A 26,109-nucleotide genomic window follows, 5' to 3' on the forward strand; every position below is an offset into this window, starting at 1 on the left:
TTTCAATATAGAGACGCAATGTAATATATTGTGTGTTCCTAAACGAGATTGAAAGGGAGAGATTTATGGTACAAGCAGCAGAAATTGAGCCTACTGAACAAACGATTGAAGATCTCAAACTGCAAATTAAGCGACTTAATAGTAAAGCTGGTCAAATGAAGATGGATCTTCACGATTTAGCTGAAGGCTTGCCCAAAGATTACCAAAATCTGACGACATTAGCAGCCCAAACCTATGAAATTTATCATCGTTTGCATGAGCTAAAGTCTCAGCTTAAAGATTGGGAGAAAAGAATATGAAATGGGATGTTGATCGTTTCAATTCACTTGTAAATACAGAAGAATATTTTGAATTTTTTCGACTTCCTTATGATGCTCGAATTGTGCAAGTGAATCGCCTACATATTTTGAAGTTGTTTTCGCAATATATTCGTGAAATTGATGCGAATAATCCAGACCTTAATCAAACAGAAAAACTAAGTTTGTACCGTCAAGCGCTTGAACGAGCTTACGAAGTTTTTCTAAATTCAACACCCCTCGAACAAAAGTTGTTCAAAGTATTTAACGAGAAGCCTAAAAACATTGTCATGTTAACAGAAATCACGACAAATTAGGAGAAAACAATGGTACTCACACTGATCGAATTAGAACGCTACCGTCGCCAAATGACACTCCCCAATTTTGGTGAGGCGGCGCAGCAGCAACTCAAGTCAGCAACAGTACTCGTGACAGGTGTAGGAGGATTAGGCGGTACAGCAGCGCTGTATCTAGCGGTAGCTGGTGTTGGGCGGCTGATTCTGGTTCGCGGTGGTGAGTTACGGCGAGATGATATGAATCGACAGATTCTCATGAGTGACGATTGGGTAGGTAAGCCACGGGTGTTTAAAGCTAAAGAAACGCTGGAGAGTATCAACCCTGATGTTGAAGTTGAAGCAGTGTTTGATTATGTCACTCCAGATAATGTCGATTTCTTGGTTCAATCTGCGGATCTCGCCCTTGACTGCGCCCACAACTTTGTGGAACGTGACTTATTAAATGCAGCTTGCGTGCGTTGGGGTAAACCAATGGTAGAAGCCGCAATGGATGGGATGGAAGCTTACCTAACGACAATTGTCCCTGGCGTGACTCCGTGCTTATCTTGTTTGTTTCCTGAAAAACCCGAATGGGATCGGCGTGGTTTTTCTGTACTGGGTGCGGTTTCTGGTACACTGGCGTGTTTAACGGCGCTAGAAGCTATTAAACTCATCACGGGATTTAGTCAGCCACTTTTATCGCAACTATTAACGATGGATTTGAATCAGATGACGTTTGCAAAGCGTCGTTCTTATCGCGATCGCAATTGTCCAGTTTGCGGTAATTCACATTATTCTACTTCTCTACAAGTTGAGCGAGTTGCGGTTGCTACGCATTAATTCTACTCACAAAATTACCAATTAGGAGATTTTATGGCTTTAACCTTAACCGAAGCAGCCGAATTTCGACTTCGTACCTTTTTACAAGCTTCTAGCAAAGACGTTAGCCAACGGGGTATTCGTGTTGCAGTTAATGATGGTGGTTGCAGTGGCTATCAGTATTCTTTAAATATTACCAGTGCGCCGCAGGCGGATGACATTGTGATCCAACAAGGTAAGTTACAGATTTACATTGACGCACAAAGTGCGCCCTTACTCGAAGGTGTTGTCATCGATTTTGTCGATGGTTTGCTAGAAAGCGGCTTTAAGTTTAGCAATCCTAATGCTACTGATACCTGTGGCTGTGGGAAATCATTCCAAGCGGGCGATTGTACTCCTGCTGGTGTCCCTTGTAGCTAATTTTTGGAGGATAAAATAATGACGACTTATCAAGTGCATTTAATTAATAAAAAGCGATCGCTTGACGTCACAATTCCTGTTGACGAAAATACCACGATTCTTGATGCGGCAGAAGAGGAAGGACTCGATTTACCTTTTTCCTGTCACTCTGGTTCTTGTTCGAGTTGCGTCGGTAAAGTTGTTGAAGGTGAAATTGATCAATCAGATCAAGTATTTCTTGATGAGGATCAAGTTGCTAAAGGATTTGTACTTCTCTGTGTCGCCTATCCCCGTTCTGATTGTACGATTCGCACACATCAGGAGGCTTATTTAGTTTGATACTTTATTTGGTACTGCTGAATCGACGTGTGAATCGTTGAGTAACTATGACATTCTAAGCCCCCTAAATTCCCCAGAAATGGGGGAATTTGAAAGGGATGTCTGCATAACATTGTGCGAATGGTTCTCGCAATTTAGAAGGAATAGGGGCGAATTATATTCCAATTCTGCAACACCAATAGCTTTGTATCACTATTTGTCGATTGAGGATAACACTATGGCAATGTTGACTGGTTTAACTTTAGGGGGTCATGTCTGGACACCTCAGTTTGTGCAAGATATTAACCAAGATAAATGTATTGGCTGTGGTAGATGCTTTAAGGCGTGTGGTCGCAATGTGCTACTACTGCAAGCACTCAATGAAGATAGCGAGTTTGTCGAAGATGAAGAGGCGGAGGAAATCGAGCGTAAAGTTATGTCGATTATTCATCCAGAATACTGTATTGGTTGTCAAGCTTGCGCTAGGGTTTGCCCCAAAAATTGTTACACCCATACCCCGTTTGCACAAAACTAAACCTGAAAACCATCGCGATTCATTTCATCGATTAGACCATTTTACTAATCGATAACTATGAAGCCCCTCTGCTACCCATTTGTCACAACCTTAAAATGAAACGGTAGACCACGCAGGTGGTCTTCGTTTGATTAGCTGCGACTGTAGTCGCTAAGCTTGAATTATTCAGCCTGTAAACAACTAATGAACAACCAAGTTTTTGAACGCAAGTGGTCTGACTACTATCAAGCAGTAGAAGGGCGTCCGCCGCGCGAAACACTACTAATGGCGCTAGAAAAGTTTGAAGAACCTCAATTTGCAGTAGATTTAGGCTGTGGAGATGGAAGAGATACAGTAGAACTCCTCAAGCGGGGTTGGCGGGTACTTGGAATTGATGGTGAAGCTGAAGCGATCGCCCGCCTCCGAAGTCGTCCTTATATCGACTTCAATCGCCTAGAAACTCGCGTGATGCGCTTTCAAGACTTAGTATTACCAAAATCGGTGGATCTGATTAATGCTAGCTTTTGTTTGCCATTCTGTCCGCCAGAGCATTTTTCTGATTTGTGGAATAAGATTGTCTCAGCGTTACAAGTCGGGGGACGATTTTGCGGTCAATTTTTTGGCGATCGCGATTCGTGGGCGACGTATCCAAATATGAGTCATCACACGCGATCACAAGTAGAAGAATTACTGCAACCATTTACCGTTGAAGTATTGCAAGAAGAACAACACCCTGGTACAACAGCGTTAGGCGAGCAGAAGTATTGGCATATCTTTCACATTGTTGCTTGCAAGAAATCAATCAACAGCAACCATGACATCTGATGATTTTACAACTGCGTAAGCTTCTTTACCTTCTGTAAGTCCTAAATTTTCAGCAGAGGATTTTGTAATAATTGCAACGACTTCTACCCCTGGTGCAATTTCTAACGTAACTTCAGTATTAACAGCGCCTGGTACAATTTTTTTCACAGTTGCTTTTAGGGTATTACGAGCGCTAATTTTCATAGTTTAATTCCTATTTATTACTTTTTTGCTCTATTATTTACTGCTTAATTTTTTTCATTGTTAATTAACACACTTTTTAAGATTAAGAATTATTTGGGTATTTCAATTTTAAAATCTATTTTTTTAACAAAGAAACGTTTAAAAAATGGGTAAACCTCTAAGAGCGTCCTTTTCCCTGGTATGTGCGTTTAGATCCCTTACGGCTGATTTTGATACACGACGGTGATTAAATTGCATCAATTGTGCTGACTATTATAGCAATATAGTTGTACCAATTCGTAATTCGTAATGACAAAAGTCTCGCAAAATCAAAGTTTCAGAGTCTGAATGTGTTGCCCGATTTTGGAGATTTGGTATTAGGACATCAGAGCAACTCAGAAGGACTTGTACTACTCGACCGACTTGATTTTCAGTTAACCGAGCAATGACGCAAATCAATTATACAACAGCTAAGTGGAAAATCCGTCAAGTCTAAGCCAAGTTTATTTACTACTGCTATGGCGATTGAAAGAATGCTTAGAACATGTTAAAAGCTCAGAACTCTTACCACTAGCTTTTATGCCTCTGATTTAGTTTGAAGTTCAATTTCTGCTTTCACCATTGCTTCTTGTGAGTCGCAAAAGACGTGCAAACCGAGTTTTTTACACAAATGCTGCATTGCTATATTGTCGGGGAGAATATCAGCAGTCATGCGGCTGAGTTTTTCGTCTCGACCGATTTGTAATAATTGTTGCAGTAATTGAGTTCCTAATCCTTGACCTTGGTAGCGATCGCTCACGACTAAAGCAAACTCGGCTTCATTCGATTGATGTAATTTACTTAATCTTCCCACTCCGATAATTTGTCGCACTTGAGTTTGGGGATCTTCATACTCAGTTACTAAAGCAATTTCGCGATCGTAGTCAATAAAGCAAATCCGCGTTAATCGTTCGTGGGAAGTGCGATAACTCAACTTTGTCACATGGGCATAGCGTAAGTAAACACTTTCTTCGGAAAGTGAATGATGAAACTGAATCATCAATGGTTCATCTTCAGGACGAATCGGGCGGATCGTCACGTTTGTTCCGTCTTTTAGCTGCCAATATGAAACGTATTGCGTTGGATAAGGGCGAATTGCGAGTTTTGGTAATTCGTCTGTGGTTGTTGATTCGTGGAGGACAACCCGCGCATCGAGGGCGATAAAATTATTATCTTGTCCTGGCTTGGCTAATAACGGATTGATATCAATTTCTTTGATCCAACGTTGCTCGATAATGAGTTGACTAAATCGAACTAAAAGTTGCTCTAAGCTAGCTAAATCAACACTTGGACGCCCGCGTACTCCTTTGAGTGCTTGATAAATTTGCGTTTGTTCCATCATCCGCCGTGCTAGGGTGCTATTGAGTGGTGGTAGTGCTAGCGCCCGATCTCGAAAAACTTCGACAAGTTGTCCACCTGTACCAAATAGTAGGACTGGACCAAACTGTGGATCGATGCTACTACCAATAATCAGTTCGTAACCATCGAGGGAAATCATTGGTTGAACGGTAACGCCTATAAAATGCTCAGCACCGACTTTTTCACACACCGCTGACTTGATCGCTTGATAAGCACTCCGTACCGCATCAGCATCGTGTAAATTTAACTGCACGCCACCGACATCAGTTTTGTGCGTCATCGTTTCACTAAATAACTTGAGAACCACAGGATAAGCGATCGCTTCTGCAAGAGCAACAGCTTCTTCAATGTTGGTTGCAATGTAAGTTTCTACCGTCGGGATACCATAAGCCGCAAGCAGTTGTTTTGATTCCCATTCGGTGAGGATCGTGCGATGTTGCTGACGTGCTTTATAAATAATTTCCTCAGCACCAGCGCGGTGTAAAATTCCAGAATCGCCCGCGAGTAAGGTTGGAGTTTCGTATAATCCGCGCAAGTTGTAGCTATACTGCCACATATAATTAAATACACGCGCAGCAGTATCAGGAAAAGCAAAAGTCGAAACATGGGCGCAGTTGAGAATTTTTTCGCCAGTTGCTATATCTGCACCACCCATCCAGCTAGCAAGGATTGGCATTCCAATTTTAGAGGCGATCGCTTGCTGGTTCTTGTCAATATAGGACTTTAATCGCTCGGCGGTTTGCGTGGGATCGGTCATCGACTGGGGTGTTAAGATCACCAATAACCCGTCACTGTTGGGGTCTTGCGCCGCGATTTCTAAAGCTTTGGCATAGCGGTCGGGTTCTGCATCGCCTAAGATGTCAATTGGGTTGTGATGGCTCCATTGCGGTGGTAGTATCTGATTGAGTGCAGCGATCGTGTCTGGGGCTAATTCTGCAAGTTCGCCACCTTGGGCAATTAAAGCATCAGTGGCAATTACGCCAGGACCGCCAGCATTTGTGAGAATGGTGAGTCTTTTTCCTTTGGGACGTGGTTGTTTGGCAAGAACTTCTGCCATGTTGAATAAGTCGTCGATGCTATTAACGCGCAATACGCCACAACGCCGGAAAGCTGCATCAAGAACTTCGTCACGACTGCTTAAAGCACCAGTATGCGAGGCTGCTGCTTGGGCTGCTGCGGTTGTTCGACCTGCTTTAATCACAATAATTGGCTTAGTCAGTGCGACTTCTCGTGCTGCTGAGAGAAAAGAACGCGCATCGCCAATTGATTCCATGTAAATTACAATACTTTTGGTATGGGGATCGTCACCGAGGTAATCGATTAAGTCACCCCAATTGACATCTAGCATTGAACCAATAGAAATAAAGGCACTAAACCCGACGTTTTCACGACGACTCCAATCAAGAATGGAGGTACATAAAGCACCGCTTTGGCTGATAAATCCCACACTACCAGGAAGCGCTGTGTGTGGGGCAAAGGTGGCATTTAATCCGGTTATCGGACTCATGATACCCAAGCAGTTAGGACCAATAATACGCATCTTGCTGGATGCTTGCACTGCTAAGATTTGTTGTTCGAGTTCGATTCCTGCTGCACCTGTTTCTTTAAATCCAGCAGAGATGATAATTGTACCTTTTACTCCCACTGCCGCACATTCACGAATTATACCAGGTACGGTTACAGCAGGAGTGACAACAACAGCGAGATCGACAGGTTCGGGAACTGTGGCGATATTAGGATAAGCTTTAATTCCCAAAACACTGGATCGTTTAGGATTGACGGGGAATACTGTTCCTCCGAAGGGATTGCTAATTAGGTTCCATAATACTGTTCGCCCAACGCTATCGGGTTTTTCGGTCGCCCCAATGATAGCAACGGTTTTCGGTGCAAAGATGGCATCTAGAGGGTGGCGATTGCGCTGTCTAAGATCCGCACCAGCCTCGATAGTGGATGGGATGAGTTTTTGCATAATATAGCAATCTGATTTGTGGAAATTGATTTTTAACGAACCGCACAGACGCAGAGAACGCGGAGAAAAGAAATTATGAGAGATTGTGCAAAGATTTTTTATTGAGTGAGCAAGACACAATACAATACAAATATTCTCTCCTGTGCACCTGAAGCCCCTCATCCTACAACTTCTGGGTGATATAAAGCGGCATCAACTCGACATCCTCGGTAAGCTAGAGTGTAGAGTTCTTTTAAATCGCGGATGAGAGGATAGCGGGGATTTGCACCTGTACATTGATCGTCGAAGGCGCGATCTGCTAGTTCTTCAAGATGTGAGTAGAATTCTTGCTCATCTTCTGGTAATGCTTCTTTAATCGTAGCGGGAATGTCTAATGCGCGTTTTAGGTCTTCTATTGCTGCGACTAATTTTTCTACTTTTTCATCGAGTGTATTGCCACCAAGTCGCAAATGATCGGCAATTTGTGCGTAGCGCTCTTTTGCATTAGGATATTTATATTGGGGAAATATTGCTTGCTTAAAGGGTACGTCGGTGGCGTTGTAACGAATGACGTGCGAAATCATTAATGCATTTGCTAAACCGTGCGGTACGTGGAACGTTGAACCGAGTTTATGCGCCATTGAGTGACAAATTCCCAAAAAGGCATTGGCAAAAGCCATTCCGGCGATCGTTGCGGCATAGTGGACTTTTTCGCGCGCTTCGGGATCGTTTGCGCCGTTTTTGTATGAACGCGGTAGGTATTTAAATAAGAGTGCGATCGCTTCTAATGCTAATCCTTCAGTAAACTCTGTGGCTAATACAGAAACATAAGCTTCAAGTGCATGAGTTAAAGCGTCAATTCCTCCATAAGCTGTGAGTTTTTTCGGCATTGTTAACACTAATTCTGGGTCAACAATTGCCATGTTTGGTGTGAGTGCATAGTCTGCTAATGGATATTTAATTCCTACTGAGTCATCGGTAACAACTGCAAATGGCGTGACTTCTGATCCCGTTCCTGAAGTTGTGGGAATCGCAACCATCATCGCTTGTTTACCTAACTCTGGCAATTCATAAACGCGCTTGCGGATATCCATAAACCGCATTGCCAAACCTTCAAACTCAATTTCTGGTTGTTCGTACATCAGCCACATTACCTTAGCCGCATCCATTGGCGAACCACCACCAACGGCGATAATCACATCTGGTTGATAGTTTCGTAGTAATGATAATCCTTTATTAACATTTGCAAGTGTGGGGTCAGGTTCAACTTCGTAAAACATTGAATAACCTACCCCAATTTCATCAAGAACATCGGTAATTTTTTTCGTGATTCCTAAGTCGAATAAGGGTTTATCGGTAATGATGAAGGCGCGTTTTTTACTTGCTAATTCGCGTAAGGCGATGGGTAAGCAACCATACTTGAAATAGATCTTCGGTGGAATGCGGAACCATAGCATATTTTCGCGTCGTTCTGACACGGTTTTAATATTTAATAAATGGTGGACGCCGACGTTTCCTGATACCGAATTATCTCCCCAAGAACCGCATCCTAAAGTTAGGGAGGGATCGAGTTTAAAATTATATAAGTCACCGATCGCACCTTGTGAAGAAGGTGTGTTAATCAAAACGCGGGCAGTTTCTACCATTGACTCAAAGTAGTCAATATGTTCTTTATTGGCTGGATCGGTGTAGAGAACTGAAGTATGTCCGCGTCCGCCAAAGTCAATTAATTGAACAGCTTTATCTACTGCTTTTTGAAAACTTTCAGCACGGTACATTGCTAAAATTGGTGATAGTTTTTCATATGCCAATGGCTCACTTTTACTAATATCTTCTACTTCACCAATTAAAACTTTTGCTTCTGGAATTTTCAGATCGGCAATTTGAGCAATTTTTTTAACAGATTTCCCGACGATTTCTGGATTAAGGCGACCATCGATAATAACTTTACTGCCTAGTTTTTCTTTGTCTTCTGCTGTGAGGAAATACGCACCGCGATCGCAAAATTCTTGTTTAACATTTTCATAAACTTCATCAACAACAATAACGGATTGCTCAGAAGCACAAATCATCCCGTTATCAAAAGTTTTACTGATGAGAATTGAACTGACTGCTGTTTTAATATCGGCAGTTTCATCAATCACCGCAGGAGTATTACCCGCACCCACACCTAACGAAGGATGACCTGATGAATACGCAGCTTTGACCATTCCTGGACCACCTGTTGCCAGAATCAGCTTAATATCTGGATGCTGCATTAATGCTTGAGAAAGTGGCACAGTCGGCTCATCAATCCAACCAATAATATCCGCAGGTGCGCCAGCAGCCGTAGCAGCGTCTAAAATAATTTGTGCGGCTTCAATCGTACATTTCTTGGCGCGAGGATGCGGAGAAAAGATAATTGCATTACGGGTTTTTAGCGCTAGTAAAGCTTTAAAAATAACTGTTGATGTGGGATTTGTTGTTGGGACAATTCCTGCCAAAATCCCAACAGGTTCGGCAATCTTCTGAATGCCAAATGTCTGATCTTCTTCAATGACGCCACAAGTGCGATCGTGCTTATATTTGTTGTAAATGTATTCTGAAGCAAAGTGATTTTTAATCACCTTATCTTCAACAATCCCCATTCCTGTTTCAGCTACTGCCATTTTTGCTAAAGGAATTCGTTCTGCATTGGCAGCAAGCGCAGCTTTTTTAAATATAGTGTCAACTTGTTCTTGAGTAAAATGTGCGTATTCCAACTGTGCTGCTTTTACTCTTTGAATGAGTTCTTCCAATTCTTGCATATTTGTAACCATTATACTCTTCCTCATTCTTCAGTTGACTTTAAGATTGTAGCTTCTGAAAATGTTGATTGTTTTTTGGACTAACTCTGGTGATGGTGGTAGCGTATCTTTAAGTTGGTATTCATAGCCTAATTGTTCCCATTTATATTCGCCCATTTTATGAAACGGGAGAACTTCGACTTTTTCTACGTTACTCAAGCTAGAGACAAAATGAGCTAATTCTGTAACGTTATGATGAGCATCAGTGAGGTTAGGAACTAAGACAAAGCGAATCCATGTAGGCTTATGAACTTCACTAAGATAGCGAGCTAATTTTAAAGTAGGTTCTAGGGAAACACTCGTTACTTTTCGATAAATTTCGGGATCGAAAGACTTGATATCTAATAAAACTAAGTCTACAAATTTTAAGACATCTTTTGCAGTATCCAAATCAACAAAACCAGAAGTATCTAGTGCAGTATGAAGTCCAATTTCTTGACAGCGTTTACAGATTTCCTTGACAAATTGCGGCTGCATTAATGGTTCGCCGCCACTAACAGTGACACCTCCACCAGAAAAGCGGATATAGGAAGTATATTTTTGAATTTCGGCAATCAGTTCATCCACACTTACTTGCTTACCATCTGTAATATTTCGGCAATCAGGATTGTGGCAATAAAGACAACGCAGCGGACAACCTTGGGTGAAAATGACAAAGCGAATACCAGGTCCATCGGTTGTACCGCAGCTTTCGATGGAATGGATTTTGCCGATGGTAGTCATATAGGTAGCAGAGGTGCAGAGGAGAAATTAATTGTTTTAGAGAGATGGTATTAGCCCTCTTTTGTCACTTTTGACGGAAAATAATCTAATACCCTTGTAATCACACACTTTCGTAACAAGAGTAGTTGAATAGCAAAAACGAGAGATGATTGCGCTTGCTCGTGATTCTACTTAAGGTTTAGAGTAGGCATGATATTTGTCTCTCACAAATATAACAAAAGAGGGATTAGATAACGTTCTCCAGCAGATTCTTATAGCTAGCCGTGAACAAACCTGAGTCCCCTAGAATTGAAGAATCTAGGGAGTGGGGGCGAAAACTCAAAGGCAATTGTGGAATGTGCGTTTAATAACATCTAGCTGCTGTTCGCGGGTTAATTTGATGAAGTTAACTGCATAACCGGATACCCTAATTGTTAATTGCGGATACTTTTCCGGATGATCCATTGCTTCTAGCAAGGTTTCGCGTTGCAGGACGTTGATGTTAACATGATGACCGTTATCGTGGAAGTAACCATCCAACATTCCGACTAAATTGTTAACTTGAGCTTCGGAAGTTGTTCCTAACGCCTGTGGCACAATTGAGAAAGTGTAAGAAATGCCATCTTGTGCGTGTTCGTAGGGAAGTTTGGCAACAGAAGCTAAGCTTGCGATCGCACCTTTGGTATCTCTTCCGTGCATGGGGTTCGCCCCTGGTGCAAAGGGTTCTCCTGCTTTACGCCCATCGGGGGTACTTCCTGTTTTCTTGCCATACACAACGTTTGAGGTAATTGTCAAAATTGATTGTGTGGGTACAGCATCGCGGTAAGTTTTACACGCCCGCAGTTTATTCATGAACGTTGTCACTAAATCTGTAGCAATTTGATCGACGCGATCATCGTTGTTGCCAAACTTGGGATAATCGCCCTTAATTTCGTAGTCAACAGCCAAACCACTTTCGTTGCGTAATACTTTGACTTTGGCGTACTTAATTGCGGATAAGGCATCAGCTACTACCGATAACCCTGCGACTCCACATGCCATTGTGCGATAAACATCGCGATCGTGTAGCGCCATTTCTAGGCGTTCGTAGCAATATTTATCGTGCATATAGTGAATGACGTTTAAAGTGTTGATGTATAGCTTGGCTAACCAGTCCATCATCTGGTTGAACTTCGCCATCACTTCGTCATAATCTAAGTAATTAGCGGCTACCGGCTCGAATTGTGGTGCAATTTGTTCGCCAGATTTTTCGTCTTTACCGCCGTTAATGGCGTAAAGTAGTGCCTTAGCAAGATTCGCCCGCGCCCCAAAAAACTGCATTTGCTTACCAACACGCATCGCACTCACACAGCAAGCGATCGCATAATCGTCGCCGTAGTACGGACGCATCAAATCATCATTTTCGTACTGAATTGAGCTAGTATCAACCGAAACCTTGGCACAGAAACGCTTAAAGTTCACTGGTAGCTGTTCTGACCACAAAACGGTTAAATTAGGTTCAGGTGCTGCTTCTAAGTTGTACAGCGTGTGCAAAAAGCGGAAACTTGTTTTTGTTACTAAAGTTCTGCCATCTTCGCCCATACCTGCGATCGCTTCTGTCACCCAAGTCGGATCGCCGGAGAATAGTTCGTTGTAATCAGGAGTTCGTAAAAAACGTACCATCCGCAATTTCATTACGAAATGGTCGATTAGTTCTTGCAATTGCGTTTCGGTTGCTGTACCATTTTGCAAGTCACGTTCAAAATAGATGTCTAAAAACGTCGAGACTCGTCCTAAAGACATCGCCGCGCCGTTTTGTTCTTTGACTGCACCGAGATACGCAAAATATAGCCACTGTACTGCTTCTTTGGCATTAGCCGCTGGTTGACTGATATCAAATCCGTAGCTAGCCGCCATTTCTTTGAGTTCAAACAAAGCACGAATTTGCTCAGAAATTTCTTCTCGACGTCTGATGATACACGCATCGATGCAATCAACGTCTAAAGATTCGAGTTGTTGCTTTTTGTCGGTAATTAAGAAATCAACTCCGTAAAGTGGGACTCGACGATAGTCGCCAATAATTCGACCGCGCCCGTAAGCATCGGGTAAACCTGTAATAATGCCAGAATGTCTTGCTAAGCGCATCTCTTTGGTATATGCATCAAATACCCCATCGTTATGGCTTTTGCGATACTTCTTGAAGATTTCTTCGGTTTGCGGATCTAGCTTGTAACCGTAAGCTTCTAGCGATGCTTTGACTGTTCTGATTCCACCAAACGGCATAATCGCCCGTTTTAAAGGTTTATCCGTTTGTAAACCGACAATTTGTTCTAAATCGCGATCAATGTAACCTGGACTGTGCGAAGTGATGCTTGATACGACCTTGGTATCTGCATCTAAAATTCCCTGTTTTCTTTCTTCACTCATTAGCGCTTTCACATTATCCCACAGCGCTTGAGTTCGGTTTGTAGCAGATACTAAAAAAGATTCATCGCCTAAGTAGGGTTTGTAGTTTTTTTGGATGAAATTACGAACATTAATTGTTTCCATCCATTCACCTGGTATAAAACCTTGCCATTGCGTCATAGACTTAACCATCCTTAATTTACTAACAGTAAATCAGTCGTTTCTTCGGTTAACTCTCTATTCTTTGTAGCTACCTCTATTTTATTATTGTTCTTGCTAATAAAAGACTTATTTGATGTTTTGTAAATATAACTTTACATATTTTTATAAAACAATTATTTTATTATTTTAAATTAAATTTGCTTTTCGCTTTTTCTACAGTTGCAAGAAAGTTACAAGTAAAAATTTCACTTAAGAAAAAAGCTAAAATCCAAGCCCCAAGAGGCTTACACTAGCTTAAGATTAATTGTAACGTACTGCAATTGCTTAGTAATTAATCTTATATTAACTCAAGAGTAAAATATCAAAAAAATAGACATCTGACTAGTCAAGTAGAATTGTGATGTGCCATTTCACACAAATATTCTTACTAGATTAGAAAAATGTGAAGAATTAAGTAAAAAATGAATTCAAAAAGGTTTTTATTAGCATCAACACCAAAAATAAAATTAGAATTGAGAAATAAGACTTTTGCCTTAATAGATAATGACATAAGTTTACATCTCCTCTGCTTAGTTAATCTTGCGATCGCTCAACTGAAACGCAGGCTGTACCTTTAATTCCGCATTTTCACAAGAATTCATATCAACCTTAACGGGCTTGACACGCCAAATTTCTTCGCAGTATTCCTTAATTGTGCGGTCTGACGAAAAAGTCCCAGTGCGTGCAGTATTGAGAATCGACATTCTGATCCAATTTTCGCGATCGCGGTAAGCTTGGCTAACTTGTTCTTGACAGTCGATGTAAGATTGGTAGTCTGCCATCAGCATATACTCGTCATGATGTAGCAGCGAGTTGACAATTGGTCTAAATAAATTAGGATCTTCAGGCGAAAAGTAGCCGTGCGCGATGTATTGCAGTACTTCCTGAAGTTCGCGATTTGTTTTGTAATAGTGCTGCGGGTGATATCCTGATGCTTTTAATGCCGAAACCTCATCAACAGTTAAACCAAAGAGAAAGAAATTATCTGCGCCCACTTCTTGAAGAATTTCAACATTCGCACCGTCAAGAGTACCAATTGTGAGTGCGCCATTCATGGCAAACTTCATATTACCTGTGCCAGAAGCTTCTTTTCCCGCTGTCGAAATTTGTTCGGAAAGATCAGCAGCGGCGTAAACTCGTTGACCAAGTGATACACTGTAGTTTGTCAAAAAGACAACCTTTAAACGACCTTGAACATCGGGATCGCGGTTGACAACATCGGCAACGGAATTGATCAATTTGATAATTAGCTTTGCCATGTAATAACCAGGCGCTGCTTTGCCACCAAAGATAAAAGTTCGGGGGAGAATCTCGATTTTTGGATGGCGTTTGATGCGGTTGTAGAGTGTAATGATGTGCAATACGTTTAACAACTGCCGCTTGTATTCGTGCATCCGCTTGACTTGGATATCAAACAGCGAGTTGATATTGACTTCGACACCGTGATGCTGTTGAATATAGTTGACTAAATCTTGCTTGTTGGCGAGTTTAATTTGCCACCAGCGATCGCGAAAATCGGCATCATCTACATAGGCTTCAAGTTGCTTGAGATCTTCAAGATTTCTGATCCAGTTTGTGCCGAGCTTTTCCGTAATCAAGTTTGCCAGGCGAGGATTTCCCAGCAACAGCCAACGACGCGGCGTGACGCCATTTGTTTTGTTACTAAACTTTTCGGGAAATAGGTCGTAGAAATCCCGCAATAATACGTTTTTCAGTAATTCGGTATGCAATGCGGCGACACCATTAATTGCATGACTTCCCACACACGCCAGATGCGCCATGCGGACTTGCTTTTCGTGACCTTCTTCAATGAGCGATAACCGCGTGATGCGATCAAATTCGCCAGGATAACGGGTATAAACATAATTGAGAAAGCGGTAATTGATTTCGTAGATGATTTCGAGGTGTCTCGGTAAGATGCGACCGAAGAGACTCACAGACCAACGCTCTAAAGCTTCTGGTAGCAAAGTATGATTGGTGTAAGCAAAAGCATTTTGGGTGATATGCCAAGCTTGCTCCCAAGTCATTTGATGTTCGTCGATCAACAAGCGCATCAATTCGGCAATTGCGATCGCTGGGTGAGTGTCGTTCAGTTGCAGCGCGGCTTTTTCGTGTAGGTTATCTAAACTCTCATGCGTGCGTAGGTGCAAGCGGATGATATCTTGCAACGAACAAGACACAAAGAAATATTGCTGTTCTAGGCGTAGTTCGCGTCCTTGGATTGTATTGTCATTAGGGTAGAGAACCTTAGAGATATTTTCGGAAAACATCTTATTAGCGACTGCGCCGAAATAGTCTCCCGCATCAAACGCTTGAAAGTTGAACTCTTCACTCGCTTCAGCTTTCCACAACCGCAAGGTATTAACTGTATTGGTGTCGTAGCCAGGAACAGGCGTATCGTAGGGAATTCCTAAAACAGTTTGCCCCTCAATCCACCGCACGCGATAATGACCTTGTGCATCGGTATAGTGTTCGGTATGACCGCCGAGTTTGACTGCAACGCGATAATCAGGGCGGGGAATTTCCCAAGGATTGCCAAAACTGAGCCATTTATCAGGAATTTCCCGTTGCCAACCATTTTGAATGGCTTGCTCAAAAATGCCAAACTCGTAGCGAATGCCATAACCAACTGCGGGAATTTCGAGCGTAGCTAAGGAGTCGAGAAAACAAGCTGCTAGCCGCCCTAAACCACCATTTCCTAACCCTGGTTCGCGCTCGCGTTCTAATAAATTATCCAACTCTAGTCCAGACTCGTGTAAGATCTGACGGACTTGTTCGTAAAGACCTAAGTTGATTAGGCTATTACCTAAATGGCGACCCATCAAGAATTCTGCTGATAGGTAATAGACCGTTTTGGCATCTTGTTGAACATATGTTTTTGCGGTTTGAATGCGGCGTTGCGTCAGGCGATCGCGGATACTATGCGCCACAGCCATGTAGTAATCGTGGAGTGTGGCAAAATATTCATCTTTACCTTGAATGTGATAAAGATTCTCTGTAAAAGCACGTTTAAGTGCTTCCCTACTCAGATTGGTACTTTCTTTGAGTTGCATATCTTCGCTTGCCAATCTGCGGTAGTCATGCTCAAACGATTCACTCATAGCTTTATCGTGTAAATTGTCAGGACTTACGCAAGATGATGAAAAAGGAACCACAAAGGACACGAAGAAATAGGAGTTTTAGAGAGTTCTTGCGTAAGTCGTATTAGTTCAAGTTGAAGGCGGAGAAAAGTCTCCCTAAATTCCTTACTTGTGGAGGACTTTAATTAGTTCACAAACCCCTGGAGGCATAGATATGTACAAACAGTAGCTGTAAGGAGGTTTATAAGCCCCCAGAATTGGGGAGCCTGTCGCGTGCGGAGGGAACCCCCGTTGAGCGAACTGGCGTGGGTGGTGGGCTTAACCCCGCGTTGCTACTCCTTCAGCGCCTTCATGTGACGGAGTCGGATCACTACCACTACTGCGTTGCGGAGGTGTTTGATCGCCATCAGCACCGTAGTACCGCCATTTCCAATCACGAATCTCTGGCATATCCTCGCCGTACTTATTGATGTAATGCTTGTGCTCAATTAACTTGTCGTAAAGCATTTGTTTGACATAAGCTGCGGTATATCCGAGTTTAGAGACGCGATCAATGACATCAATTGCTAGGTGGAAGCGATCAAGATCGTTAAGGACAACCATATCAAATGGTGTGGTTGTGGTTCCTTCTTCTTTGTAACCGCGCACATGCAAGTTTTTGTGATTCGTCCGACGATACGTCAAGCGGTGAATCAACCACGGATAGCCATGAAAGGCAAAGATGATCGGTTTATCGGTGGTGAAGATACTGTCGAAATCTTTATCACTTAAACCGTGCGGATGTTCTGTCTCTGGCTGCAATGTCATCAAATCGACGATGTTGACAACGCGGACTTTAAGATCTGGAAAGTGATACCGTAAAAGGTCTGTTGCAGCTAAAGTTTCAAGTGTAGGAACATCGCCAGCACACGCCATCACAACATCAGGTTCGCCGCCGCGATCGTTACTTGCCCATTCCCAAATCCCGATCCCTTTTGTACAATGTGCGATCGCGGCATTCATATCAAGGTACTGCAACGCAGGTTGTTTCCCTGCAACAATTACGTTGACATAATGACGACTTCTTAAACAGTGATCGGTAACTGAGAGTAACGTGTTTGCATCAGGTGGCAAATAAACGCGAATCGCCTCAGCTTTTTTATTAATCACATGATCCAGAAAACCAGGATCTTGGTGCGAAAAGCCGTTGTGATCTTGTCGCCAAACGTGCGAGGTGAGCAGGTAGTTGAGCGAGGCGATCGGTCTACGCCAAGGAATATGGCGAGTTGTTTTCAACCATTTGGCGTGTTGGTTGAACATCGAATCGATGATATGAATAAACGCTTCATAACACGAGAATAAGCCGTGACGACCTGTAAGGAGATATCCTTCTAACCAACCTTGGCAAGTATGTTCACTTAAAATTTCCATCACGCGACCATCCGGTGATAGTTGATCGTCTTCTGGCAGGATTTCAGCTAGCCAAGTTCTATCTGTCGCCTCAAATACGTTATTGAGTCGATTCGATGCCGTTTCATCAGGACCTACAATCCGAAAATTGCGGCTTTCTAAATTGCGTTTCATCACGTCACGCAGAAAGGTTCCCATCACACGGGTAGCTTCTGCTGCAACTGTTGCTGGTTTACTGACCTCCACTGCATAGTCGCGGAAATCTGGCATTTTGAGATCTTTGAGTAGAATACCGCCATTGGCATGGGGATTATCTCCCATACGTCGTTGTCCTTGCGGCGCGAGTTCTGCCAATTCGGCAATGAATTTACCATTCTCGTCGAAGAGTTCTTCGGGTTTGTAACTCTTCATCCACTCTTCTAGCAGTTTGACGTGCTCTGGCTGACTTGCCATATTTGCCAAAGGAACTTGGTGCGATCGCCAGTAATCTTCGGTTTTTTTGCCGTCAACTTCTTTAGGTCCTGTCCAACCCTTCGGGGATCGCAGAATAATCATAGGCCACTGCGGACGTTTTGTAAATCCATGACTGCGTGCCTCATTTTGGATTTCTTTGATCTCTGCGATCACTGTATCTAAAGTTGCAGCCATTAACTGGTGCATCGTTTCTGGGTCTGACCCTTCCACAAAATATGGTTTGTAGCCGTAACCGATAAATAAGCTTTGCAACTCTTCGTGCGAAACCCGCGCTAATATAGTCGGATTCGCAATTTTGTAACCATTGAGATGCAAAATTGGCAACACTGCACCATCGTAAACTGGATTAAGAAACTTATTACTATGCCAACTTGCGGCTAAAGGCCCCGTTTCAGCTTCGCCATCGCCCACAACGCAAGCCACAAGCAAATCAGGGTTATCAAACGCTGCGCCGTAAGCGTGCGCAACCGCATAGCCTAACTCACCGCCTTCATGAATCGAACCTGGCGTTTCTGGCGCAACGTGGCTAGGAATACCACCAGGAAAGGAAAACTGTTTGAAGAGTTTCTGCATTCCTTCAGCGTCTTGCGAGATATTCGGGTAGTATTCGCTGTATGTCCCTTCTAAATAAGTATTCGCAACTAATCCAGGACCACCATGACCAGGACCGGCAATGTAGATGGTGTTGAGGTCGTACTTTTTGATAACGCGATTGAGATGAACGTAGATAAAATTTAATCCTGGTGTTGTCCCCCAATGTCCTAGCAGTCTCGGCTTGACGTGTTCAATTTTTAGCGGTTCTTGCAGCAGCGGATTATCAAGTAAATAAATTTGTCCTACCGAAAGATAATTTGCTGCACGCCAGTAGGCATTCATTTTGCGGAGTTCCTCAGCAGACAAAGTACCTGCTTGGAGTGTAGAAGCGATCGCTTGAGCCATACTGATATACCCTCCTTTGAAGTCTTACAAACTTACATCAACTGGCTTTTGCTTCATGCTTAGCAAAACACTAAGCTGAAAAAACTGACTTTAAGGTAGATACAAATAGAGAACCAAGGAAAAAATAATGTTTTCTCATTTACTGAAATCTAACTTGGGATTACTAAATTACTTCACTTAAGTTGAGGTTATTGTGTTTGATGTATCAAGCCAGATGTCTTGAAGGCAGAAATCACTCTATAAATTATGAAATTCTTTCGTAAAAAACTAATTCTCAGGTAGCGACTAATATTTTAATTATATAAATCGCTTTTTAAAACTTTTTACCTATTTTTATCTCCATCAATATAATTGACAATTTAGGTTAAACTGTTTCAGCGATTTTTCTGTTTAATAGGTACTTGCTTTGCAAGAATCTGTTCAAGTTCTATATTATAGCAATTTTCTAGATTTACTATCAACTTAGTTCTGAAAAATAACACTTGGAGAACTTTCTAATTGTTTTTCTTCAGACGTAGGCTATTTATCTTTAGCTGCGTTCTTAAGGTTTTCATCTGCTGCTTAAGCTTTTTGCTTACTTAATTAACAGTTTAGGCTTTCTTTAATTACTTTGACATAATAGTAACTTGCAAAAAAGTAATTGTGTTTACTGAAGCTTGAAAAAATATATCCCTTTTCATTTTCTTGTATCATTGACTACTTCAACTCAAAACTTTAGTTTTTGTGACAACCTCTCTCCCAGAGAAGCTTATTTTCAATCAATGCACTAAGTTTTTAAGATTATTTTAATATTTCTGGCAATTGCTGCGAGTAGTTGTATATCAAATCACCTGTTTATTAATTATAAGTAAGTTTTTATTTATGACACTGATAAGATTTTTCTATCACTCGTTTTTTTGTTTTTCAAAGATATTAAGAAAGTAAATTTTTATAAAAAGAACCTTCAGTAGCTGAGTACGAAATTTGTAACCAATGAAACAGTAATTGATGAACAACCTAATTTCTGCTTAGTAAAAACGCCCTGAAAAGCATACTTGCCTACACGTATAGCGGTGGACAGTTCACAGTTGATAGTTGACAAAGCCTTCCCACACTCTCTTCACTGTCCACTGTCCAGTTTTTGGGTACACGCGATCAACGACGGTTGTAAATTCTTTAGCTAAGTGTTCGTCAGCAATCATTGCCAATCTCCGGTGCAGCTTTCTAATGTCAATACATCTGCGATCTGCTGCGTAATGCTAAAGTCAGCATCTTCAACAGATGGAACAGCGCTATAGGTATAACTATGATTGTACTCTCCAGAGTTGTAGGCTTGAATCCACTTCTTAGGCGATCCTTTAACACCATCGACAAAGCTAACAATATTAATTTTGGGCTGAATTTAGAAGTTGCTATTTAACTGAATTGTTAAATGTAAATTTAGTTACGGAATTTTGAAAGAAAGATAATTCACGCAAGAAGGTGATGTAAATATTAAGATTTTATTTAATGGCTCAAAATGAACAAAAGTTTTAGAGTCTATTGGTTAAAACTAAGATCGATAAATTAAAACTATAAAATTTTCTGTTGCGACAGCACTTGATTCTATAATCTCATGTGATTGCATTGTATTTCGTCGCATCTATTTGTTTCAGAAGCTCTACAAGTGTGAGGAATGAAGCGTTGATTAAAAATCGCTAATATAGTGTTTCTATTTGATTTGTGAACGTCTTATCAAGACGGTTAATCGTTGATTATTAATAGCACTTAACTATTAACCATTGACAGCCCAACTGCCAAACTTCACACCTAAAATAGACTCGCTATGATATGCAGCTTTAGTGAATAGTTCGATTTGAAAATCACCCACAAGCCTATGCCCTATGCCATTACTAAGCGCTGTATTCAGTGTGACAACTGTGTTCCTCAGTGTCCAACAGGTGCGATCAAAGTTATGGAAGGTGACTACTGGATCGACCCGAATTTATGCAATAACTGTCAAGGGTATGTTGCACCACAGTGTATAGTGTCTTGTCCGGTCAATTCACCAGTACCTTGGCAAGCCAAAAAAGGTAGATGCAAGGTAGAGGCGAGAACTGTTCCTAGTCCGGATCTATTTCCAGATGGGAAAAGCCATCCGTTTGCTTCTGCGATCGCCATTTGGGAATTATGCAACGTTCTAGCACAGCGACAATCGCTGCCTTGGGAAACGGATGCGGCGGGAGAAGTGTATTATCAACGGCAAATTAACGGCGGTAAAGGAGTGATCGCTTTTCGCATAACAGACACAATCAATTCAGAGTCATCAGTCGCCCTTAAAGGCGAACAGGCTTTATCAGTAATTGAAACGTTTGATATTCGAGCAGCGTGTTTGCACTTGCTCTATGCCGCTTATGTTACCAACCTAGACAAACCTTGGGAAGAAGAGTTTATTATCAGCGATCGCCAAATTGAGGAATACCTAGGGCTAGATAAGCGCAAAGATTTGGGCAAATCGACCAAGCTATCTTTGATTAAACAACTTGCGCAACAACCGTGTAAGTTCATCGTGTGTCTGAGTTTGCCTCGACAAGGCAAAATTAAACAAGTTAGCCTTGAAAAAAGCCGCGTGTGGCATTTATTAGATATTCAGCACCACTTTCAAGCAGACGAACTAGGATGTAAACATCTTGTCGGGCTGACGTTCAAAATTAAAGCAGGTCAATGGGCAAAGTATTTTTTAAATCGGCAAGGTTGCAAAGAACGGACTGCATTTTATCAATATGGTACTTTACCCAAAGCTTTACTCAGCAACATCATGAGTATTTGGCAGCAACATGAGGGGGCAGCGCGGATGATGCTGTGGTTATTATTTAAAACCAAAATGGGCAGAGAACAGCGCGTGACAGTTCCTACACTCATGCGAATTGCCTACGGCGATCGCAAACTGAATCAAGTAGCTTTGCAACCGGAACGCCAACGTCTGCTGAGAGTATTTGAAAGCGATTTAGAGATCCTCAATCACTATGGACTCAAACCAGCCTTCGATCCAGTTACCTACCCAGCAGAAATTCAACCATTGTGGGCGAAACTGAGTGATATTCCCGAAGATGCAGAAGCCGCGTTAGAATTTTGGACCGATGATGGCAGTAATAACAACCGTTTAACCGATGCTGCACCGCGTGGTAAATGGAATCGATTGATGAATGCCCGTATCTTATATTTTGAGCTACCACACGCCTGGGAATCCCTCGCCAAGTCGAAGAAGCCGCGCAGTACGAACCGCAAAACAAACTTAAAATCGCCTGCAACGCTGTCTACAGAATATATTCTTGAGGCAAGAAAAAAATTAGGATTAAGTCAAAGAGACTTGGCACAGCTAACAGGTAAAAGTCAAAGTTGGATTCGCGATATTGAAAACGGGCGTTTCCAAGCTAAGTTAGAAGACCAAATGCTGTTGCGAAGGGTCTTAGGGATGCATTAGTCTTTAGACCTGCTTTGAAAATAGTCAGCCCCCGCAAAGGGGGCTATTTAACATAAGAATTTAGATATATGCCTTTATTGTGTCTGGTGCGCGTCAGGTTTAGCTTGAGTGCGATCGCTGAACCAGTGTTGTTCAGTTTTATGCTGTAATTCCGTGACTTTACCATCTTCTACACCACACTTAAGCCCTGCCGGAGGGATTCGAACCCCCGTGATACAACTTAGAAGGTTGTTGCCTCATCCACTCGGCCACGGCAGGATAAAAACTACTTTGCTATATTAGCAACAAGATAGCCTTGTTTGGCGTTTTCTTCATTTTTATACGCCTTACTCATAGTATCAAAATTTTAGCAATGTCTAACGTACAGCCATTCACGAGCTGGGATACCAAGGATACCAATTTGAGTATCGAAAGAAAAGAAACGATTGAGCGAGTCAACGCCAGAGGCGAATGAAAACGCAGCGATAAAAGCACAGAAAATAACTCCAACTTCTCATCTTGGTCCCCAATGCTGCAAACGCGAAAATAATCGCTATAATGATACTCAGTGGTGTTTGAAGGTGGAGGTTGTGCCTAGCTTTGGCAAAGGATTTTGATAGCAGTGTTCTAGCATGACTTTGTAACTAGGCTAATCTAAGTACACCAATAAAATTGCAATCTACAAGCGCAGCATAAAGAAGTTGTTTCTATTTCTGATACAGTATTGTCTGTTACTGAGTGCTGCTATATAAAATAAAGTACTAATCCGACTTTGCTGCGAACTACGGTAAGCAGCAGCGGGCTAAGGAAAAAACTGTGGTATGACCGTGAAAAAACTATCGGATGCTGACAAAAGCGAAATTCTCAAATTATATCGGGAAACTGGAGAAACAACCTCCACGTTGGCGGAGCGCTACGGTGTCAGTAATTCGACGATTAGCCGTCTACTCAAAGTTACTTTACCAGAAGACGAGTACGAATCGCTGATCGCTTTAAAACGCGCGGCGCGAACTCCGCACTCAGAAAGTAGCAAAGCTGTACAAAGTACTCCTGAGAAATTAGCGGGTGATATTGCACAGCAGCTAAAATTAACACAACCACAGTTAGAGTTAGCGCAAGTCGAGCCAAGTGATGCTCCTCGTCTTAGAGGGCGACGCACAGCGCCACAGCAGCCAAAACTAGTTAAACCCGCAGTACAACAGCTGCAACTACTCGATGCAGAAAGTACAGACGATCGCACTGTGACGCCAACGCAATTAGAAGAACGCGAACGTCCGCAAGCGATCGCACAAGACGTCGAAGATGATGACACTGATACGATTAACGCAATGCTTGGGGAAGATTTAATCGACGAAGACGAAGACGATTTAGAGGATTTGGAAGAAGACTTAGATGATGACGAACTCGACGATCTTGACTTAGATGATGATGAACCTTTCCCCGTCACGCGACCAATCAAAGGTAGTCGAGTTGCTGTTCAAGTTTTACCATTATCAGAAGCGTCGCTACCAAAAACTTGTTATTTAGTCATTGATCGGGCGTCAGAGTTGATTACACGACCGCTACGAGACTTTGGCGATTTAGGACAAATTCCCACTGGCGAAACTCAGCAAAGAACGTTACCCGTGTTTGACAACCATCGTGTCGCGCGTCGTTTTTCCACGAAACGCGACAAAGTTATCAAAATTCCAGATAGCCGCTTGTTGCAAAAAACGCGATCGCACCTCCAAGCCAAGGGAATTACCCGACTACTCGTTGACGGTCAAGTTTATTCGCTGTCCACAACCTAGAGTTAGATCTAGGCTAGCTGAGTGTCAATCCGGTGAAACTTACCGCAAGAGAGTATCACTTTAGGGTAATTCTCAGTAAATTCTCGCATAGACACATACACTAAGGTAGCGGTAGTTTTATTTTTGTAATTCTGCTTATATATAGCTACCTTGAGGCAAATACATCAACAGCGATGGTGTTAGAAAAACTAACAGGGTGCAGTGATCGCCAGCAGAAAGTGACTTATAAAACCTCAATGGCAAGGCTATCAATTGCACTTGAAATGAGATTAAACCGATGGCTAGATTTGCCTTAATCAATGCATTGCAGCGTGCTTACCAGATTGCCCAGTTATCGCATAAAAGTACAATTCCAACAGATGAATTAATCGAAATATTGCAAAAAAAGGCTTCACGCCGACATCTGTTGCAAGCAGGACTATTCACTACAGGCGCGATCGCCGGAGTTTCTCTCAGTCAAACTCGGCGTAGCGTTGCAGTCGGTGCCAACTCCAAAGTTCTCATTGTTGGTGCAGGAATCGCGGGATTGACAGCTGCTTATCGATTGCATCAAGCTGGGGTGGGTGTTGAAATTGTTGAAGCGAGAAATCATCTTGGTGGTAGAATCCGCAGCCTGGCTAATGCCGCCGGAACCTCGACCACTGTAGAATTAGGCGGAGAATTTATCGATTCAGGACATCAAAATATCCAAGCACTAATTGCTGAACTTGGCTTGACTTTAGCTGATTTACGCGCAGCAGATCGGGAATTAGAACCAGATGTTTGGTACTTTGGTGGCAGAAAAATTGCTCTCGAACAAATTGTACAAGATTTTGTACCGCTCGTGCCAATTATTGAAAAAGACGCAGCGATCGCCGTAAATCTCAAATCTCCCGCTGCAATTCAATTAGACAGAACTTCAATTACACAGTATTTAGCAGACAAACCAATTAGCCCAACTTTACGCGAACTCATCGCGATCGCTTATACAGTTGAATACGGGCGCGAAGCCGCCGAACAGTCGAGTTTAAATCTGATTTATCTGATTAGCACAGATCCGCAAGAGTTTAGGATCTATGGTGATAGCGATGAGCGCTTTCAGATTGTCGGTGGTAATCAACAACTGATCGCGCGCTTAGCACAGCCGTTAGCCAATTTTATTGCAACCGGAACTGAGTTAGAAGCCCTCCGCCGCCTACCCGATGGTCGTTATCGCGCCAGTTTCCGCGCCGGAACAAGCACTTTTGAGCGGAACTACGAACGAGTTTTATTAACGATTCCTTTTAGTGTTCTACGCACCGTACGCCTTGCGGTTGACTTACCACCCGCTAAACGTCAGGCAATTAATCAATTACGCTACGGCACAAACTCAAAACTAATTGTTGCATATCAGGCAAGAATATGGCGCGATCACTATAACTGTGCTGGTTCGATTTTTACCGATTTAGGTTTTCAAAATACTTGGGAAGCAACGCGCTACGCTACAGGAAAGCATGGATTGCTCACTAACTATAGTGGCGGACGCTATGGATTTGAAATCGGAAGAGGAACCGCACAAGCCCAAGCACAAAAATTTCACGCACAGATTGAAAAAGTCTTTCCTGGGCTTTATCGTCAACGTACAGGCGAAGCAATTCGAGCATACTGGACTGGAGAGCAATATAGTGCAGGTTCTTATGCTACGTATTTAGTAGGACAGTGGTCGCAGTTTTATGGTAAAGAAGGAGAACGAGTAGGAAATCTCTTGTTTGCTGGCGAACATTGCTCTTTAGAATATCAAGGATATATGGAAGGAGGATGTGAAACAGGTGAAGCTGCGGCGCGAGAAATTTTGAAAGATTTGAAGCTAAATACTCAAGCGACTTTGAAGGCTCCTAAAATGAGCCAGCATAGAAATGCAAGGTTTACAAAAGGTTTACAATAAGTGAACGGTACACTAGAGTTAAACTCCGGTACCTGCATTTACCGCA

At 42.4% G+C, this 26,109-nt stretch carries 17 protein-coding genes and 1 tRNA gene; 10 read left to right on the forward strand and 8 right to left on the reverse strand.

Annotated features, from left to right (window positions below; translation table 11 throughout):
• The first annotated feature begins 65 nt into the window (after positions 1–65).
• From NIES1031_RS07835 to NIES1031_RS07865, 7 genes are all read left to right on the forward strand, one after another.
• Entirely contained in the window at positions 66–299 is a 234-nt protein-coding gene (locus tag NIES1031_RS07835; RefSeq protein ID WP_073548895.1) for a CCE_0567 family metalloprotein, read from the forward strand.
• Entirely contained in the window at positions 296–613 is a 318-nt protein-coding gene (gene nifW, locus NIES1031_RS07840) for a nitrogenase-stabilizing/protective protein NifW (RefSeq protein ID WP_073548896.1), read from the forward strand. The genes NIES1031_RS07835 and nifW overlap by 4 nt, the downstream gene beginning before the upstream one ends.
• 9 nt (positions 614–622) lie before the next feature.
• Positions 623–1,411 (forward strand): HesA/MoeB/ThiF family protein, encoded by a 789-nt coding sequence (locus NIES1031_RS07845; RefSeq protein ID WP_073548897.1) that lies wholly within the window; start codon positions 623–625, stop codon positions 1,409–1,411.
• Positions 1,412–1,444: 33 nt separating this feature from the next.
• Positions 1,445–1,810: a HesB/IscA family protein gene (locus NIES1031_RS07850; protein WP_073548898.1), complete on the forward strand. Its 366-nt coding sequence runs from the start codon at positions 1,445–1,447 to the stop codon at positions 1,808–1,810.
• 18 nt (positions 1,811–1,828) lie between these two features.
• Positions 1,829–2,128 carry a ferredoxin FdxH gene (gene fdxH / locus NIES1031_RS07855; RefSeq protein WP_073548899.1) on the forward strand — a complete coding sequence of 100 codons (300 nt, stop codon included), beginning with the start codon at positions 1,829–1,831 and terminating at the stop codon, positions 2,126–2,128.
• A gap of 217 nt (positions 2,129–2,345) precedes the next feature.
• A complete protein-coding gene (gene fdxB, locus NIES1031_RS07860; RefSeq protein ID WP_073548900.1) occupies positions 2,346–2,642 on the forward strand; it encodes a ferredoxin III, nif-specific in 297 nt (98 codons plus the stop codon).
• A gap of 183 nt (positions 2,643–2,825) precedes the next feature.
• Positions 2,826–3,446, forward strand: a complete 621-nt coding sequence (locus NIES1031_RS07865) for a class I SAM-dependent methyltransferase (protein ID WP_073548901.1) — start codon at positions 2,826–2,828, stop codon at positions 3,444–3,446.
• On the opposite strand, the gene NIES1031_RS07870 is transcribed toward NIES1031_RS07865, so the two are convergent.
• From NIES1031_RS07870 to NIES1031_RS07900, 7 genes are all read right to left on the reverse strand, one after another.
• Positions 3,420–3,629, reverse strand: coding sequence for a TOBE domain-containing protein (locus NIES1031_RS07870; RefSeq protein WP_073548902.1), 210 nt, complete (start codon positions 3,627–3,629; stop codon positions 3,420–3,422). The genes NIES1031_RS07865 and NIES1031_RS07870 overlap by 27 nt on opposite strands.
• Before the next feature lie 556 nt (positions 3,630–4,185).
• Positions 4,186–6,975, reverse strand: a complete 2,790-nt coding sequence (locus tag NIES1031_RS07875; RefSeq protein ID WP_073548903.1) for a bifunctional acetate--CoA ligase family protein/GNAT family N-acetyltransferase — start codon at positions 6,973–6,975, stop codon at positions 4,186–4,188.
• Positions 6,976–7,133: 158 nt separating this feature from the next.
• Positions 7,134–9,755, reverse strand: a complete 2,622-nt coding sequence (gene adhE, locus NIES1031_RS07880) for a bifunctional acetaldehyde-CoA/alcohol dehydrogenase (RefSeq protein WP_073548947.1) — start codon at positions 9,753–9,755, stop codon at positions 7,134–7,136.
• 15 nt (positions 9,756–9,770) lie between these two features.
• Positions 9,771–10,502 (reverse strand): pyruvate formate-lyase-activating protein, encoded by a 732-nt coding sequence (pflA, locus tag NIES1031_RS07885; protein WP_073548904.1) that lies wholly within the window; start codon positions 10,500–10,502, stop codon positions 9,771–9,773.
• Between the two features lie 318 nt (positions 10,503–10,820).
• Positions 10,821–13,046 (reverse strand): formate C-acetyltransferase, encoded by a 2,226-nt coding sequence (gene pflB, locus NIES1031_RS07890; protein WP_073548905.1) that lies wholly within the window; start codon positions 13,044–13,046, stop codon positions 10,821–10,823.
• Positions 13,047–13,597: 551 nt separating this feature from the next.
• Positions 13,598–16,168: a glycogen/starch/alpha-glucan phosphorylase gene (locus tag NIES1031_RS07895; protein ID WP_073548906.1), complete on the reverse strand. Its 2,571-nt coding sequence runs from the start codon at positions 16,166–16,168 to the stop codon at positions 13,598–13,600.
• Positions 16,169–16,465: 297 nt separating this feature from the next.
• A complete protein-coding gene (locus NIES1031_RS07900) occupies positions 16,466–18,949 on the reverse strand; it encodes a phosphoketolase family protein (protein WP_073548907.1) in 2,484 nt (827 codons plus the stop codon).
• 1,855 nt (positions 18,950–20,804) lie between these two features.
• Here NIES1031_RS07900 and NIES1031_RS07905 point away from each other — a divergent pair.
• Positions 20,805–22,391: a helix-turn-helix domain-containing protein gene (locus tag NIES1031_RS07905; RefSeq protein WP_073548908.1), complete on the forward strand. Its 1,587-nt coding sequence runs from the start codon at positions 20,805–20,807 to the stop codon at positions 22,389–22,391.
• Between the two features lie 185 nt (positions 22,392–22,576).
• Here the strand turns inward: NIES1031_RS07905 and NIES1031_RS07910 are convergent.
• Positions 22,577–22,649: transfer RNA gene (locus tag NIES1031_RS07910), tRNA-Arg, on the reverse strand.
• A 542-nt stretch (positions 22,650–23,191) separates the two neighbouring features.
• On the opposite strand from NIES1031_RS07910, the gene NIES1031_RS07915 reads away from it, so the two are divergent.
• A complete protein-coding gene (locus NIES1031_RS07915) occupies positions 23,192–24,160 on the forward strand; it encodes a helix-turn-helix domain-containing protein (protein ID WP_073548909.1) in 969 nt (322 codons plus the stop codon).
• 277 nt (positions 24,161–24,437) lie between these two features.
• Positions 24,438–26,063: a flavin monoamine oxidase family protein gene (locus NIES1031_RS07920; RefSeq protein ID WP_073548910.1), complete on the forward strand. Its 1,626-nt coding sequence runs from the start codon at positions 24,438–24,440 to the stop codon at positions 26,061–26,063.
• Positions 26,064–26,109: the final 46 nt, after the last annotated feature.

It is taken from the genome of Chroogloeocystis siderophila 5.2 s.c.1, from assembly GCF_001904655.1.
In the GTDB taxonomy this organism is placed as follows: domain Bacteria; phylum Cyanobacteriota; class Cyanobacteriia; order Cyanobacteriales; family Chroococcidiopsidaceae; genus Chroogloeocystis; species Chroogloeocystis siderophila.

Bases quoted from the DNA above. Each gene is read 5' to 3' on its own strand.
- NIES1031_RS07835 (WP_073548895.1), top strand. From the start codon at position 66: ATGGTACAAGCAGCAGAAATTGAGCCTACTGAACAAACGATTGAAGAT.
- nifW (WP_073548896.1), top strand. From the start codon at position 296: ATGAAATGGGATGTTGATCGTTTCAATTCACTTGTAAATACAGAAGAA.
- NIES1031_RS07845 (WP_073548897.1), top strand. From the start codon at position 623: ATGGTACTCACACTGATCGAATTAGAACGCTACCGTCGCCAAATGACA.
- NIES1031_RS07850 (WP_073548898.1), top strand. From the start codon at position 1,445: ATGGCTTTAACCTTAACCGAAGCAGCCGAATTTCGACTTCGTACCTTT.
- fdxH (WP_073548899.1), top strand. From the start codon at position 1,829: ATGACGACTTATCAAGTGCATTTAATTAATAAAAAGCGATCGCTTGAC.
- fdxB (WP_073548900.1), top strand. From the start codon at position 2,346: ATGGCAATGTTGACTGGTTTAACTTTAGGGGGTCATGTCTGGACACCT.
- NIES1031_RS07865 (WP_073548901.1), top strand. From the start codon at position 2,826: ATGAACAACCAAGTTTTTGAACGCAAGTGGTCTGACTACTATCAAGCA.
- NIES1031_RS07870 (WP_073548902.1), bottom strand. From the start codon at position 3,629: ATGAAAATTAGCGCTCGTAATACCCTAAAAGCAACTGTGAAAAAAATT.
- NIES1031_RS07875 (WP_073548903.1), bottom strand. From the start codon at position 6,975: ATGCAAAAACTCATCCCATCCACTATCGAGGCTGGTGCGGATCTTAGA.
- pflA (WP_073548904.1), bottom strand. From the start codon at position 10,502: ATGACTACCATCGGCAAAATCCATTCCATCGAAAGCTGCGGTACAACC.
- pflB (WP_073548905.1), bottom strand. From the start codon at position 13,046: ATGACGCAATGGCAAGGTTTTATACCAGGTGAATGGATGGAAACAATT.
- NIES1031_RS07895 (WP_073548906.1), bottom strand. From the start codon at position 16,168: ATGAGTGAATCGTTTGAGCATGACTACCGCAGATTGGCAAGCGAAGAT.
- NIES1031_RS07900 (WP_073548907.1), bottom strand. From the start codon at position 18,949: ATGGCTCAAGCGATCGCTTCTACACTCCAAGCAGGTACTTTGTCTGCT.
- NIES1031_RS07905 (WP_073548908.1), top strand. From the start codon at position 20,805: ATGCCCTATGCCATTACTAAGCGCTGTATTCAGTGTGACAACTGTGTT.
- NIES1031_RS07915 (WP_073548909.1), top strand. From the start codon at position 23,192: ATGACCGTGAAAAAACTATCGGATGCTGACAAAAGCGAAATTCTCAAA.
- NIES1031_RS07920 (WP_073548910.1), top strand. From the start codon at position 24,438: ATGGCTAGATTTGCCTTAATCAATGCATTGCAGCGTGCTTACCAGATT.